A 15,717-nucleotide genomic window follows, 5' to 3' on the forward strand; every position below is an offset into this window, starting at 1 on the left:
CAAAATTTACTTACTACGAAATAACTACTGTATTATTGTTTACCAGTTTTTCAGCAAGTTTAATATTTCCCTTTAAATAAATAGGTAAATTAGAGTTATTCAGAATTTGCTGGGTAGTCATCCAAATAACGTCGTCAACTTCATCAGGACTCTTAGCAAATGCTTCGCCTGATTCGTGGTCACAAAGAAAAACAATGTCAACCACATTTATTCCTGAATCAGTAACGAATGATGAGCTATTTACATATCGAAGATTCGAAACCTCTATACCCACTTCTTCAGCAATTTCTCTTATTAGTGTCTTTTCTAAAATGTCTGATGAGGTACCTTCTTTTTCTACCTTTCCCCCAACAAGAGACAATGAACCTCCAGCGTGTTCTTCTTTCTCGCTTCGTCTTATTAACAACCATTTTTTATTTTTGTAAATTGCACCCTCTACATTAACTATAAACACAATATCTCCCCTTTAAAATAACCCTTAAGTGTATTTCTATAATTCAAGACATTGCTTAGGTGCTTGTTCAACTAACCTGTTTCGTTAGTTGAATAAGAACAATGTTCTGTTTCTTTATTCGTCTATATTCATATGAATACCTCTTTACTTCGACAAATAAAAAAAGCGGCCCATCCACAATCTAATCTGTGGAGGACCGCTATTTTGGACTTACTTAATTATTCATCTATTCCCCAGCTTTTTTGCAACTTACGAATATAAATGATTTGACCAATATGATATGCGTTATGGGTTGTAATATTTGCGAGTATCCCCCACCACTTCACAGGTTCAGAAAAACCATTAACTTTACTTTCACCTTTATCTTCAGTTAATAATTCTTGCCAATGCAACAGTACCTCTAAAAGTTGTTTTTTCAATTCGATAAATGCGTAACCCTCAGGAATTACAAAGATTTCATTATTATTTTCTATGGCTGGAACAGCATTGACATTAGACTTTTGGTACCTCGTTTGCCATGTTTGATTCCAATATAAAAGATGCCAAACAATTTCAGCAATGCTATTACTATCTTCATTTGGCTTTCAGAATGCTTGTACCTCGGACAAGTTTTCCACAGAATCCGAAAATGGCACATACCAGCTAGGATCATTAGCATTTGCTAACAATTGGTCAAACAAAACATCTTTGGAATGAAACATATTTCCACCCTCCTGCTATAAAATGATTTATCATTAAGAACAAAATCCTGTTCCTTAATTCTTTAATTTTATTATTCTATTCTATTAATAGGAAACCCTCTTTTGGTCAAATAAAAGGCGACCCGTCCATAATGGATAGGCCGCTTTTTCTAGGCGTATTAGATGTCCTTCATACTTTAATTATATCACACTCTTACTTATTTACAGTCACAGTATATTTAACCGCTAACCCCAATACATCCGCATCTTTGAGTTTAATATTAAGCATCTGGTAAAGTTTCTTTTAGTTCTTCTCTATTGCCGTCGATATATAAAGCGGATATCTCCATTTATACTGTGATTCGGAAATTTCCTTCGTTTTTATGTTCGAAGTGAGTATCAGTAATTCTCCTTCTCTCTTTACGGTATTACTCACCTGCAAATAAATGGATAATTGATTACAATTCGGTAACAAAATGGTAACAATTCTCCGATAATGTATACGAAAATATTATTTGATGAGACAATTCTTTTAGAACAAGTCATTGTTCATGCCATAAATTGGAGGTGACTCATGTTTGTAATCATACGAAACAATGATGGTGAAACAGAGTTCTTAAAGGACTCCAGTACCCAGTCAGACAAAACCTTTGCTGATTTTTACACAGCGGATTTGTTAATGCAGCAACTGAATCAAAACGTAATTCCTTCCAAACATTGGACTGTTTCTGAAAAGTTACAATAAGTAGCTTAAAAAGTGCTTAGTTACTTAGCGTTAATCTTGGATGTTTATTGACCGGGTGATTCGCCAATACTGTCGCTATATCACAAGGTGACTGTGATAAAGACTGCTGATTATTTTTAATCAGTGGTCTTTTTGTTAGGAGTACGAATTAACTAGCTATTGATTCTACCCATTCCGCAAATGCATTTGTTAATGGCACCATCATCTGCCCAACCTGCAAAACCTATAAAGCCATCTGGATTCAAGCTGATCGCTTCTCATTGAGTGAAGTAATCACTATTCAAAAATAAGCAGCATTCCGTTACCGTTGTATTTACTGTTAATCTTTTGGCTCACTCTCATGGTGTTTATAGACATTGTGCCAGCTTTATTAGCTTGCTTAACGTGTTTGTTGAGTAAGGATAACCAACACACAAATATCGCCTTCTGTAATATTTTCATAAGTTAGTCCTTTTCCAGAGAAAAGTTCTCTAATTTGATCCACTTTGTAAGTCGCGAACTCATTGCGTAATTTTTTAATTTCATTCTGTAATTTAATAATTTCCTGTTTCCATTATCAGTCGTTATCCACTATGACCACTCACTTTCAAAGTTTCACTAGACTGCTAAGATGTAGTACAACGTCATTTCCCGTCGATTCTAAACGCCCTACAGTTGATTTGGTGTAAACTCCATATTCACTTTGACCTACTAAAGCTGATAAAGGCCTGTTGTGCTGGATTTCAATGGAATAAAATAGATTTCGAAAAAAAGACCATCACAATCAAGCGAACCCGTATTACCATGGAGTTCATAAACCAAATAGCAAATTAACAAACTTTGTCGACGATCTTCTGCTAAATCAATTGAAGATATACAGATTTTGGCGGAATAAGACTTTGCGCATTTTTTTGGAAAGAAGTCTGGAAACTGATTATGTACTTACCTCAGAAAGACTCAAAACTCCCAACAGCGAAAGATCTGTTTCAAATCCAATTAAACTCAACCTTAAGAATCAGGAATGAAATCTATTTCTCACACAGTTTAAGACATCCCCAAGAAAAAATTATGTTGAGTAAAGGCATTCCACTACAAACTATTACAGAACGACTAAGAAATACTTCTTTGATGATTTTAAGTTTATATACCCACTCATCAAAAAACCTCGAAGTCAAATTAGCGAAATCCTCCAGTGATGCATTCACTTTTTAAATTGGTGGAATATTTGGAGGTTGTTTTTATTTTAACCCCTCATAAGCCTTGAGGCATAAGCATTGTTGCTACTATGAATTATTTCGTGCTATAATGGGAGCATTGTGAATTTAGGAGGATTTTGAATGATAGCAGTCAGTAATGTAAGTCTTCAATTCGGCGACCGCAAGCTATTTGAAGATGTGAATATACAGTTTAATCCGGGCCATTGTTATGGTCTAATTGGTGCAAACGGTGCGGGAAAATCGACATTCCTTAAAATTTTGTCAGGTGAACTAGAACCACAATCTGGAAATGTAATTATGAACAAAGACGAACGTCTTGCTATTTTGAAACAGAACCATTTCGAATACGAGGAAAGTGTCGTACTTGATACAGTCATTATGGGCCACAAACGTTTATATGACATTATGATGGAGAAAAACGCCATCTATGCAAAAGAGGAATTCTCAGATGAGGACGGCATGCGCGCAGCTGAACTTGAAGGTGAATTTGGCGACTTGAACGGTTGGGAAGCTGAATCTGAAGCAGCAATCCTTTTACAAGGACTTGGTCTCGCAGATGAATATCACCAATTGAAGATGTCTGAACTAAACGGTTCTGATAAAGTGAAAGTGCTTCTTGCACAAGCTTTGTTTGGTAAGCCTGACGTTCTTCTTCTGGATGAGCCTACAAACTCACTTGATCTGAAAGCAATCCAATGGCTCGAAGAATTCCTTATGAACTTCGAAAACACGCTTATTGTTGTTTCCCATGACCGTCACTTCTTAAACAAAGTTTGTACGCAAATTGCGGATGTCGACTTTTCTAAAATCCAGATTTATCCGGGTAACTATGATTTCTGGTACGAGTCAAGCCAACTTGCACTAAGAATGTCACAAGACCAAAATAAGAAAAAAGAAGAAAAAATTAAAGAGCTTCAAGCATTCGTTGCCCGCTTTAGTGCCAATGCTTCGAAATCTAAACAAGCTACTTCACGTAAGAAAACGTTGGAAAAAATCGAATTGGATGATATTAAACCATCTTCAAGACGTTATCCTTTCGTCAACTTCCAAATGGGCCGTGAAATTGGAAATGATGTTCTAAGTATCCAAGAAGTTAACAAAACACAGGATGGCAGAGTAATGCTTAAAGATGCTTCATTTACAATTGACAAAGAAGACAAAGTCATTCTTCTTGGAGATCCTCTTGCAAAAACAGCGCTCCTTCAACTGCTTGCCGGAGAGTCTGAGCCTGATTCAGGAGCTATCAAATGGGGAGTTACGACAACACATGCATACCTTCCTATCGATAACAGTAAATACTTCCAAGGTTCGGAAAGTTCACTTGTTGAATGGTTACGTCAATATTCACCTGACGACCAAACCGAGACATTCCTACGCGGATTCCTTGGCCGTATGCTGTTTTCAGGTGATGAAGTGAACAAGAAACCATCCGTTTTATCCGGTGGGGAAAAAGTTCGCTGTATGCTTTCAAAAATGATGCTGACAAGTTCGAACGTTCTTCTTCTGGATGAACCGATGAACCACTTGGATCTTGAATCAATTCAAGCGCTTAACAACGGACTGATTGCATTCAAAGGTGCAATGATCTTCACATCACATGACCAACAATTCATCCAGACGGTTGCGAACAGAATCATTGAAATCCATGATGATGGTACAATCTTCGATAAATTGATGAACTATGATGAGTACCTAGAGTGGAAAGAACAACAAGAAAAACAAAATAAAAAGAAATAATTTTAAGCCGTTTCCCTTGATTGGGAAACGGCTCTTTTTATTGCTAAATGATGTTGGATTTCCGATTGCAATTCCTACACTTGCGTATGATATCCGTCGAAATGGGTATAACCAATAGAAAGGAGTGTTTTCATGAGGAAAATAAATCTTTTCATTTTTCTGTTAGTAGCGGTCCTTGTCTTTTCAGGGTGTTCGAAAAAACAACCGACTGCCCTTGATAATTCGGGGTCAACCAATGGCACAATTGGTGAAGGTATCGTCAAAGAAAGCGAAAGTGAGAGCGATGGTGAAATTTCTTTAACTGATCTTTTTCTACCGGATGGTTCAAAGGCGCATTATCTAGGTGAAGGAAATGAATTTGCAGAACTTGATGTTGAAGTCGCACGACCATTTGAAAATTATGTTGTCGTCCATGAGAATAATGGCGGCTCCCTGGTTCGCCATATTTATAAAATCGAACCTGACAAAATAAGCATCTTAGACGAACAGACTGTCGAATTAGTCAAAGACTTCCCCACCCTGGCAGAACTGGATGCAATGGATCCAACTGGTGTTTATCTTAAAAAACCCATAAAAAAAGGAACAACATTTGATACGTGGACGATTGTTGAAATAGATACAACTGTCGATACACCGTATAAGAAGTTTGATCATGCTTTCGTCATCGAAATGAAGACGGATGACTTCGTCAACCGTAAGTATTTCGTTGAAGGGTTTGGTGAAGTCAAACGGGAATCTATCATGCAGACGGATGACGGTGAATTCGTTGTTACCTCCACGTTGAAGACAGTCGACAAATAGCGATGTAAAGAAGCGTCCCTCGTTAGGACGCTTCTTTACATCGCAGAATAAATTCACATCTTCCAAAAGGTACCGAAACTAACGATTACCTTTTGGAAGATGCGAATCCGTATTTATTTCCAATGTTTTTTTAGCAGAAAGCATTGGGCATCCCGTCCTTCATTAAGATAACACCATGATACAGTTGGAGATCTTCATCACAGCCTTCACAGAAATTTATTTCGTCTTCAGACCAAAAGGCAAAAAAACAGTCTTTTTTCATAGCCTCACGTTTATGCTTTTCTCGTAATTCACTAGTCAATTTTTTAAAGTGTACCTCAGCAAGTACTCTATCATCGAATGAATGGCGTGAACGGATTGTTTCTTCCCACTCCTCAAACATCCACCATGGCTCATAATCTGCTTTCATATAAATCACTTCATACATTTCCTAAACCTCCTATGTAACTCTTAGTTGAATGTCCTTCATTTTAACAAACTCCCTCCTGATGTCCAATTAATTGCTTCCCTTTTGAATTCAAATGGTAGGTGTAGATTGCATTTATCGGGTATAATTGAACTACTGACATGAAACTTTATTCGTTTTGAAACGTATACAGTATAGGGTCAAAGGAGGTATGAATATATCATGAAAGAAGTTAAACAACTTTTTATAAGACATTTTATAACAGCACCAATCAGTTTTGGATCCTGGCTCTTCTTTGTTATGGGTGCAGGTATGAATATTTTTGCGGCTACTGGCCTTTTGGTAGCGATCTACTTTGGCGGAACGTTTACCCTGAAGCAGATTCAACTTTCATCCAACTTAAAAAAACTCGGGATGTCCCGTTCTGAATACAGTCATATAAAAGGTCAGATTACTGGTGCGAAAATGAAAATCAAACGACTGAATGGTCTTTATGGACAAGTTAGGTCAATCCAGGCATTTAGGCAACTTCATGAAATGAATAGCCTATCTAGAAGGATTCTTGGCCTCGTCCGATCAAACCCTAAAAAGTTTTACGACGTAGAGAAGTTTTTCTATGCCCATCTTGATTCCGCAGTCGAATTGACTTCGAAATATGCGTTGCTTGTCAACCAACCATTGAAAGATAAAGAACTTCGCATCGCATTACAAAATACGCGTGAAACGCTTGGGGATGTTAACAAGCAATTGGAGCAAGACCTACGAAGCGTTTTAGCGTCTGATATCGACCAGCTCCAAATGGAAATTGACTTTGTTGATGTATCCATGAATAATAAAAAGCCGCTTCTTGAAATGAAAGGAGATCCACATAATGACCGAAAATAATCCTATAAAAACAATTGATGATTTACTTGATAGTCCTTTTGATTTTCAAGAACCCCTTCTTCCTAAGGAAATGCAAACAGAAAAGAAAGAGGCTGAAACAAGCGTTAAACTGATTGACCGTCTATCTCCTGAAGAGAGGGAGAAGGCAAAAGTCCTTGCACAACAAATTCCTGTCGGTAACTATGAAGCAATTATTACGTACGGCGCAAATGCTCAAAGCGAGCTTTCAAGGTTCTCCACTCAAATGCTCGATCATGTTCAAGGCAAAGATATTGGACCTGTTGGAGATGTATTGAAAGACTTGATGGGTAAACTTTCTGAAATAGACCCTGACGATTTATCAGACAAGAAGAAGTCGGGTCTAAGCAGATTGTTTAATAAAGCAACTCGATCTGTTCAAGAAATGATGACGAAATATCAGAAACTTAGTACTCAAATCGACCGGATTGGTGTTCAACTTGAGCATTCGAAACGTGGCCTTTTAGAGGATGTTAGAATGCTTGATAATTTGTATGATCAAAATAAAACCTATTTCCAAGCGTTAAATATCTACATAGCCGCAGCTGAATTAAAACAGGATGAACTCGCCAATGAAATCATCCCTGAAATGCGCAAAAAAGCTGAGCTATCGAATGATCAAATGGCATTCCAGGAAGTGAATGACATGGCACAATTCCTTGACAGGTTGGAAAAACGCCTTTACGATTTGCAGTTATCACGACAAATCACCATTCAGAGTGCACCTCAAATCAGGATGATTCAACAGACAAACCAAACACTTGCAGAAAAAATCCAGTCATCCATTATGACATCCATTCCCCTATGGAAAAATCAGATAGCAATTGCCTTAACGTTAAACCGACAAATGAAAGCTGTAGAATCTCAAAAACTTGTTACGAAAACGACAAATGACTTGCTGTTGAAAAACTCGGAAATGCTGAAAATCAATTCAATTGAAACAGCTAAAGAGAATGAACGCGGCATCATCGAAATTGATACGCTGAAAAAGACGCAAGAAAACTTGATTCAAACTATTGAAGAGACACTTATTATCCAAGCAGATGGTCGTGCAAAACGTAAAGCTGCTGAAATAGAAATCGGACGAATGGAAGATGAGCTGAAACAGCGCCTTCTTGCTGTTCATGAAAAAACACAAAACCGTCCTCTCTAAGGGCGGTTTTGTGTTTTCACCTTGTATATTTTCTAGGAGTTTACTCGCGGTTCACGTATTTCTTATTACAATCGCGAGTAATTTTCTAAGTATCCGCAATGTCTGATCTGTGAAACTATCGACCGAGTTGGATGATGCGGTTTTATTGCCAAACATCATTGAAAAAAGTGCTTTTTGGTCAACAGTCGGTTCTTCAGTTGAAAGGAATAGATGAATGATGGAAATACCTTTTTTTTCAGTTTCCATTACCGCTTCTGCTGTATCTAGGATACCGTTCCGATCATAACCAAATGCCGATGGCTCCCCGTCTGAGAAGACTAGCAAAAACTTGTGCTTCTCCTGCCTCATAGCAAGCTGATCGGCCATCCATCTAATCGCGAATCCGTCACGGTTGTCTTCATTAGCATCAAACGACAATATCGATAAACCGTTATCCTTATTGCGATCTGTAAACGTATGCATAAGCTCAAATACATTCGGTTGCACTTCTTTCGTAGCGTTGTTTGCATCCTCATAATAGGACGAAATTTCATGAAATATACCAAGTTGACGGAGTACATCATGAAACAATAGTACAGCCTGTTTTGTTTCGTCTAATTTGTCGAGCATCGAAGCTGAACCATCAACTAGTAGACCGAATACCGCATCTAGATTAACAGATGGTGCACTCTTCCTATAAAATGGTTTCGGTCGTTCATCCACAACCATTGTCGTTAATTTCGTAGACAGTCGTCCCTTCATAAGGCGCTCACGTTTTGAATCCTGTTTCAAATCGATTCGTTTCTTCATCTCCTCGACGAAGGAACGAACATACGGCTTTTGCTCTTCTCGCCAAACGGTCAATAGTTGACGATTTTCAACCTCGTCTATGACTTCTATCCGTTGTTCCTCATACACGACGTTCACATGCTCTTTTCCAAACATCTTACCCGCTTTCATCTTTCGATCGCGTTTGTCTGTCTTATCACTGGTGTCATCCGTCCAACGATCGCTGTCATTCCCCTCTGAATCACCTGAGCCCGTCTCTTCGACCTCAGCATCTTCATGGCCTGGCGTTGCATCGTTGGCATCACTCTTCCCAGAGCGTCCGTGTTCAAGTTCAAATTCAAGGTGGACGCCTGATTCACTCTCGCTTTCACGATGCCAGGATCTAAACACTTCTTCGATTGTCTCTTTTGGACCTTCCTCGCCTTCTTCGGCGTCAGACATCCCTTTATGATAATGAAATACAGTATTTTCTTCTGTAATGGAATCCCCCGCTGAATAATACTGTTTGACAAGATCCTTGTCAATTGACCTTTCTACAATCCCTGTAATTCTATCCGCAATAAATGTATTGTCCTCTGTACTTTTTGAATCGTATGCGTGTTGCAGAACGGATTGAATGAGATCATAGTCGATGGAATGAGCATCCCAGTCGATGGACGTTTCTGCAAATAAGCCTTCATGGAGAGATATGAATAACTGATTCATCATTGCATCCGCAAGTTGATTTTTCTGCATATTCGAAGACTGTGCATTGCGGTGGAGGTAAACGTAGGCTTCCCTTCTAACTTCGAATGCACTTGCGGTTCCAGGTCTTTCCTTCGTAATTACATCAATTAAACGAAACTCTTCCAACATCAATAATAATTCAGATGTGAATTTCCGGAGTGGATATAAGCTAATTGACCGGCTAAATTTAATCCATGACTTAACACTAAAATGCTTCCAATAACCTGATGTTAACAAATAGATATCAGACAGACGGCCAGCGTGGAGCACTTCGTCTGTTCGATGACGCCAAAAAACACTCATCGAGATAATACCTTCTTGAGGTCGGAATTCAAGAAGCTTTCGTTCCGTTAATTCAATGAATGGTGCATCTGCTAATGCGCGCCCTAATCGTTCATACAATAAAAGCGTCTTGGCATCGACCGTTTCATCATTAAATTGAATGAATCGATTCATCTTCACCATAGCAATCGCCTCATTTCACCCAAGTATCAACTAATTCCATGACTAGTCTACGTTCAATTGTATCATCTAGCTTCTCAGCGATGGCATACTGGACTGCACGTTTTACAGGGATATGTTCTGCAAGTGCCATAGCGTCTAGCAGACTTCTCACGGATGCTGCCTCATCGGATAATAATCCGTTCATTACTTGTTTCTTCAAATCGTTACTGATATGAAGGAATGTCTCAACAAGCTGTTTTGTGGCAAATGGACACGTATCCTTCATAACTAATTCTAATTGTTCTCCAGTCAGGTACGGAACCGTGAACGATACAAAACGGTTTTTCAATGCTTCATTCATTGGAGATGTTCCAACATATCCTTCGTTTATGGCTGAAATGACCGTAAAGTCTTCATGCGCATAAATGACTTCACCTGTAAACGGATTTGTCAGCATACGACGATGGTCCAAAACACTATGAAGGATGGGTAACGTTTCAGGTCTGGCCATGTTGATTTCATCAATATATAAAATATGTCCTTTTTTCATAGCTTGTACTACGGGACCTTCTACAAATTCAATAATAGTCTCTCCGTCTTTGCTAATTATCGTTTTGAAACCAAGCAATGCTTCAGCATCCAAATCAACCGAACAGTTTATGCTTTGCATTGGCTGATTGAAATAATGTGAAATTGTTTGGGCTAACTTCGTTTTTCCAGAACCAGAAGGCCCTTTCAATAACACTGGTTTTTTCAATACAATACTGATAAGGACGTCATCCCATAAATGGGGACTTGGGGAAACGTAACCACCTTCTTGTATTAATCGTACTGCTGCGGTGTCATGCGTTTTCGTTGAACGAAGCTGCTGTTCTTTTTCTACTAGCGAGTTCATAACCTTACCTCCTTATAAAAAAGCCCGCACACCAACAAGTGGGTAGCGGGCTTTAAGTTCACGTCTAGAAAACAGTAAAATCTTGTATTGTGAATAAATTCTAACATGGAGATTTCACGTCTAGACTCCGGGCGCCAAATGCTCGGATCATAATTCAGCCCAGCTAGGAAGGATTGAACTGCATCCTTCCCGGGCAAAAACGCCGCGTCGCCGTTCCTCGTCATGCCTGTCACGGGCCTACAGGATGTAGGTCACGTAGCCTATTGCCACAGGACGTGGCAATGGCTGCGTACCTTTATAACGGCGCCCTGTGCCTTTGTTTATTCAAAATACGTTTTATAATAGCCTCCGACTTTACCGGAATTATCGAGAATGAAAATGAATTCATCTGTTTCGTTTTTCACTGCATACTCTTTACCTGGTGTCAGAACATTGTTCACTACATACTTTTCAGCGTCTGCATGCTTACAGACGACAGTACGGATTGCAGGTGCAGTCATCCAATCTTTGAATGTCATTGTTAATCACGCCTTTTCTATGGAGTGTATAAGGAAAAATCGACCCGCTAACAATAACGGGCCGATTACCTAACTATTTTTTGTCTAGATTTCGAGCGCTTTTCTTATTAAGAACCTAGAAGTAGATCTTCCGGATTTTCAATCAATTCTTTTACCATTTTCAAGAAGCCAACTGAATCTTTACCATCGATAACACGGTGGTCATAAGAAAGAGCCACATACATCATTGGACGGATTTCAACATTATCACCAATAGCTACTGGACGCTTTTGGATTGTATGCATGCCAAGGATTCCTACTTGAGCACCATTCATAATTGGTGTTGACATAAGTGATCCGAAAACACCACCGTTTGTAATTGTGAATGAACCGCCTGTCATATCTGCGATTGTCAATTTGTTGTCTCGTGCTTTTTTCGCAAGTTCTACGATAGTTCCTTCGATTTCTGCAAAGTTTTTACGATCAGCGTCAACTACGTTTGGTACAACTAGTCCGCCATCTGTTGATATAGCGACCCCAATATCGTAGAAGTTTTTAAGAATGATTTCATCGCCATCGATTTCTGCGTTAACATAAGGATATTTCTTAAGTGCAGCAACAACTGCTTTCGTGAAGAATGACATAAATCCTAGACGAACATCATTTTGCTCGAAGAATTGGTCTTTCTTACGTGAACGAAGTGCCATAACGTTTGTCATGTCGATTTCGTTGAATGTTGTAAGCATTGCTGTTGATTGTTTAACTTCAAGAAGTCGTTTTGCAATTGTTTGGCGACGACGTGTCATTTTCTCGCGAGTTACACGTCCGTCCTCTACTACTGCAGCTGCTTTTGGTGCGGCAGCTGCTGGTTGTGCTTTAGGTGCAGTACCGTGTGCTTCAACATCTTGAACACGAACGCGTCCCATTGGGTCCACTGGTGATACCGCTGCAAGGTCGATGCCTTTTTCACGAGCTAGTTTACGTGCTGCTGGGCTTGCGATTGTACGGTCTGATCCGCTTGCATCTTCAGTAGCTGCTGGAGCAACTGGTGCTGCTTCCACTTTTTGAACTGCTTCCGCTGCTGGTGCAGATGGAGTTGCAGCCGGTGCGCCTGAACCAGAACCAACAATTGCGATAACTTGGCCGACTTGGACTGTATCGCCTTCTGCTGCTAGATGTTCTTGGACAATTCCTGCTTCTTCTGAAATGATTTCAACGTTTACTTTGTCTGTTTCAAGTTCAACGATGAATTCACCTTTCTCAACGCTTTCACCTGGTTGTTTCAACCACTGTGCAACCGTTCCTTCTGTAATCGATTCTGCAAGTTCTGGTACTATGATCTCTGCCACAATAAATTCCTCCTCGAGTCTACCGTTAGTACGGTGTTAACAATCAATATTTCATATGTTGATTAAATTAAACTAAATAAGGCTTACTTCTTCAATGCCTCATCTAAGATGCGGTTTTGTTCGATCTTGTGAGATTCGCCGTCACCTTCTGAAGGGCTTGAACGATGAATTCGTCCAACATAGGATACTTTCTTACCATCCGCAACTTCACGGATATAAGAATTTGCAAAATGCCATGACCCCATATTTTTCGGTTCTTCTTGTACCCAAACAAGTTCTTTGGCGTTTGGATAACGAGAAATGATATCACTAATTTTATCAGCTGGGAACGGGTAGAGCTGTTCCACACGAACGATATGCAAATGATCGAAGCCTTTGCCATCTTTCACACGTTCAGCAAGATCAATCGCCACTTTACCGCTTGCAAATAGGATTTTCTCAACTTTATCAGTATTCTTGCCTGTTCCAGGTTGTTCTAGCACCGTTTGGAAGTGGCCCTCTGTCAAATCGTTGACATCAGCACCGACAAGCGGGTGACGAAGAAGTGATTTGGGTGACACAATAACAAGTGGACGCATCGATTTATCACCAAGCATTTTTGCTTGTCTGCGAAGTATATGGAAATAGTTCGCCGCGCTAGAAAGGTTAGCGACCGTCCAGTTATTTTCCGCACAAAGTTGCAGATAGCGTTCCAGTCTTGCGCTTGAGTGTTCAGGTCCTTGCCCTTCATACGCATGCGGTAATAGCAAGACGAGTCCGGATTGCTGACCCCATTTAGAATAGCTTGAAGAGACGAACTGATCGAACATTACTTGTGCCATATTCGAAAAGTCTCCATATTGCGCTTCCCAAATTGATAATACTTTTTGGTCTTCTAAGTTATAGCCAAATTCATAACCGACAATTGCAGCTTCTGTCAATGGACTGTTATATGCGACGAATGATGCTTTCGAACCGCTAATATGGTGAAGTGGAACAAGTTCGTCACCTGTTTTTTCATCGTGAAGGACTACGTGGCGGTGCGCAAATGTACCACGTTGAACGTCCTGACCTGTCATACGGATTGGATTACCGTCTTGAAGGATTGCACCGAATGCTAGTGTTTCGGCATGTGCCCAATCGATTTTCCCTTTTCCGTTGAACGGATCTTCACGGCGTTTCAGGATTTTTCCAAGCTTCCCAAATACATTGAAGTTTTCAGGATAAATGAGTAACTCTTCATTGATGCGGCGAAGATTAGCTTCGTCCGTGCCAGTTTCAAGATCTCTTGGATACCCTGCAAGTACTTCTTCAGGCGTAGCGTTTGAAATCAATGTTTTTTCTGAAGTATGTTCTTTTACTTTGTCGTATGCTGCTTGCATCGTTGCAAAAACTGAAGCGTCCAGTTTCGTTACATCTTCTTCTGTCAAGATGTTCTCAGATGCAAGTTCAGATCCGTACAGTGCACGAACTGTTGGATGTTCATGGATTGAATGGTACATAACCGGATTCGTCACAAGAGGTTCATCCATTTCATTGTGTCCATAACGACGATAGCCAAGAAGATCAATCAGAATATCCTTGCTGAACTTTTGACGGTATTCGAATGCGAATGATGCAGCTGCGATAACTGATTCAGGGCTATCCGCATTGACGTGTAATACTGGAACTTCATAGCCTTTTGCAGGGTCTGAAGAATAATGTGTTGATCTAGAATCGTAATATTCAGTTGTGAATCCAATCATGTTATTCGCGATGACATGAATAGAACCGCCTGTTTTGAATCCACGAACACGGCTATAGTTGAATGATTCTGGCACAATTCCTTGTCCTGGGAATGCTGCATCCCCGTGGATAAGTACTGCGTAAGCAGCATCTGTTTCTAGTACAGGAATACCCGGGTTATCCGTATTTTCCTGTGCAGCCCTTGTTTGTCCTGTAACAACAGGATTGACGACTTCCAAATGGGATGGGTTATACGCAAGGAAACGCTGCATGCCCGATTGCCCCTTGTATAAGGCACCCATATGGTATTTCACATCGCCGAACCAACCGCGTGTAGTTTCAAGTGAACCATCTGTTGGAAGGAATGGTTCTTCAGGAACACCCGCAAATTGTGCAAACATTGTTTCGTAAGGTTTATTTAAAATATGTGTAAGTACGTTTAGGCGACCACGGTGGGCCATCCCAATCAATACTTTTTTCATTTTTTGTTCTTCAGAAAGACGAACAAGTTCGTCAAGGAAGACAACTAATGTATCAAGACCTTCAATAGAGAACCGTTTCGCTCCGACGAAAGTCCGGTGGATGAATTTTTCAAACCCTTCAATTTTCGTCAATCGTTCGAGAAGTGCTTTTTTCTCATCTACAGATAGTGTAGCGGAAACATTCCCGTTTTCGATTTTAGATTGAATCCAGTTTCTTTCTTCTTCGTCAATAACATGATCGAACTCATAGGCGATTTTACCTGTATATAATGACTTCAAATAATTCACTGCTTCAAGCCCATCTTCTACACTTGCAGGAACATTTTTAAAGAAAAGAGATGCTGGCATTGCTTGTAAATCACTTTCTGTAAGTCCATAAGTGGAAAGTTCAAGACGTGTTGAATCTTTTGGACGATCGCTAAGCGGATAGATATCTGCTGCAAGATGTCCGTATGTACGGATGGCTGTTTGCAACTGATAGGCGGAGAATACTTTACCGAAATCGCCAGGAGCTACTGCCCCGACCGCTTTGTCTTGCTCTGTGTTGCTCATTGTAGGCGCACCAAAACGGCTGAACATCTCGGCAAGTTCAGCATCTATAGATTCAGGTGACGTTTTGAACAGTTCGTACATTTCCATTATATACCCAAGGTTCGGACCCGAAAAAGCAGCATAGGGGGAACGATGAGCGTCAGCATTGTTCGACATGTAAAATGACCTCCACATTTGCCAAAAGGCATATTGTGTTTATATTTTTTTATCCTCGTTAATTTTAAC

Annotated in this window: 12 protein-coding genes and 1 pseudogene; 5 read left to right on the forward strand and 8 right to left on the reverse strand. The window is 39.9% G+C overall.

What is annotated here, in order from left to right; translation table 11 throughout:
- Window positions 1–13 precede the first annotated feature (13 nt).
- Together MKX62_RS20065 and MKX62_RS20070 are read right to left on the reverse strand one after the other, a co-directional pair.
- Window positions 14–454 carry an NUDIX hydrolase gene (locus MKX62_RS20065; RefSeq protein WP_187044901.1) on the reverse strand — a complete coding sequence of 147 codons (441 nt, stop codon included), beginning with the start codon at window positions 452–454 and terminating at the stop codon, window positions 14–16.
- A 218-nt stretch (window positions 455–672) separates the two neighbouring features.
- Window positions 673–1,155 (reverse strand): annotated as a pseudogene (locus MKX62_RS20070) (DinB family protein).
- A gap of 553 nt (window positions 1,156–1,708) precedes the next feature.
- On the opposite strand from MKX62_RS20070, the gene MKX62_RS20075 reads away from it, so the two are divergent.
- The 3 genes from MKX62_RS20075 to MKX62_RS20085 all read left to right on the forward strand — a co-directional run bounded on the left by MKX62_RS20075 (window position 1,709) and on the right by MKX62_RS20085 (window position 5,613).
- Window positions 1,709–1,879, forward strand: a complete 171-nt coding sequence (locus tag MKX62_RS20075; RefSeq protein WP_338656519.1) for a hypothetical protein — start codon at window positions 1,709–1,711, stop codon at window positions 1,877–1,879.
- A 1,316-nt stretch (window positions 1,880–3,195) separates the two neighbouring features.
- Window positions 3,196–4,812 (forward strand): ABC-F family ATP-binding cassette domain-containing protein, encoded by a 1,617-nt coding sequence (locus MKX62_RS20080; RefSeq protein WP_187044951.1) that lies wholly within the window; start codon window positions 3,196–3,198, stop codon window positions 4,810–4,812.
- Between the two features lie 132 nt (window positions 4,813–4,944).
- A complete protein-coding gene (locus MKX62_RS20085; protein ID WP_338656517.1) occupies window positions 4,945–5,613 on the forward strand; it encodes a hypothetical protein in 669 nt (222 codons plus the stop codon).
- Between the two features lie 130 nt (window positions 5,614–5,743).
- On the opposite strand, the gene MKX62_RS20090 is transcribed toward MKX62_RS20085, so the two are convergent.
- Window positions 5,744–6,040, reverse strand: coding sequence for a DUF1033 family protein (locus MKX62_RS20090; protein ID WP_067209719.1), 297 nt, complete (start codon window positions 6,038–6,040; stop codon window positions 5,744–5,746).
- A 201-nt stretch (window positions 6,041–6,241) separates the two neighbouring features.
- On the opposite strand from MKX62_RS20090, the gene MKX62_RS20095 reads away from it, so the two are divergent.
- Both MKX62_RS20095 and MKX62_RS20100 read left to right on the forward strand, forming a co-directional pair.
- The gene (locus tag MKX62_RS20095; RefSeq protein ID WP_340742161.1) at window positions 6,242–6,904 is read left to right on the forward strand and encodes a 5-bromo-4-chloroindolyl phosphate hydrolysis family protein; all 663 of its coding nucleotides are present in this window, start codon (window positions 6,242–6,244) and stop codon (window positions 6,902–6,904) included.
- Window positions 6,891–8,075: a toxic anion resistance protein gene (locus MKX62_RS20100; protein WP_067209725.1), complete on the forward strand. Its 1,185-nt coding sequence runs from the start codon at window positions 6,891–6,893 to the stop codon at window positions 8,073–8,075. The genes MKX62_RS20095 and MKX62_RS20100 overlap by 14 nt, the downstream gene beginning before the upstream one ends.
- Window positions 8,076–8,126: 51 nt before the next feature.
- Here the strand turns inward: MKX62_RS20100 and MKX62_RS20105 are convergent, their stop codons facing one another.
- The 5 genes from MKX62_RS20105 to MKX62_RS20125 all read right to left on the reverse strand — a co-directional run bounded on the left by MKX62_RS20105 (window position 8,127) and on the right by MKX62_RS20125 (window position 15,648).
- Window positions 8,127–10,034 carry a hypothetical protein gene (locus tag MKX62_RS20105; protein ID WP_340742162.1) on the reverse strand — a complete coding sequence of 636 codons (1,908 nt, stop codon included), beginning with the start codon at window positions 10,032–10,034 and terminating at the stop codon, window positions 8,127–8,129.
- Window positions 10,035–10,044: 10 nt separating this feature from the next.
- Window positions 10,045–10,908, reverse strand: a complete 864-nt coding sequence (locus tag MKX62_RS20110) for an ATP-binding protein (protein ID WP_338656513.1) — start codon at window positions 10,906–10,908, stop codon at window positions 10,045–10,047.
- A 320-nt stretch (window positions 10,909–11,228) separates the two neighbouring features.
- Complete coding sequence (locus MKX62_RS20115) at window positions 11,229–11,426, reverse strand: DUF6501 family protein (protein WP_338656512.1); 198 nt, start codon at window positions 11,424–11,426, stop codon at window positions 11,229–11,231.
- Between the two features lie 107 nt (window positions 11,427–11,533).
- Entirely contained in the window at window positions 11,534–12,754 is a 1,221-nt protein-coding gene (gene odhB, locus MKX62_RS20120) for a 2-oxoglutarate dehydrogenase complex dihydrolipoyllysine-residue succinyltransferase (protein WP_338656511.1), read from the reverse strand.
- An 83-nt stretch (window positions 12,755–12,837) separates the two neighbouring features.
- Window positions 12,838–15,648 (reverse strand): 2-oxoglutarate dehydrogenase E1 component, encoded by a 2,811-nt coding sequence (locus MKX62_RS20125; RefSeq protein ID WP_187044958.1) that lies wholly within the window; start codon window positions 15,646–15,648, stop codon window positions 12,838–12,840.
- Between the last annotated feature and the right edge of the window lie 69 nt (window positions 15,649–15,717).

This window comes from Sporosarcina sp. FSL K6-5500 (assembly GCF_038005665.1).
Taxonomy (GTDB): Bacteria; Bacillota; Bacilli; order Bacillales_A; family Planococcaceae; genus Sporosarcina; species Sporosarcina psychrophila.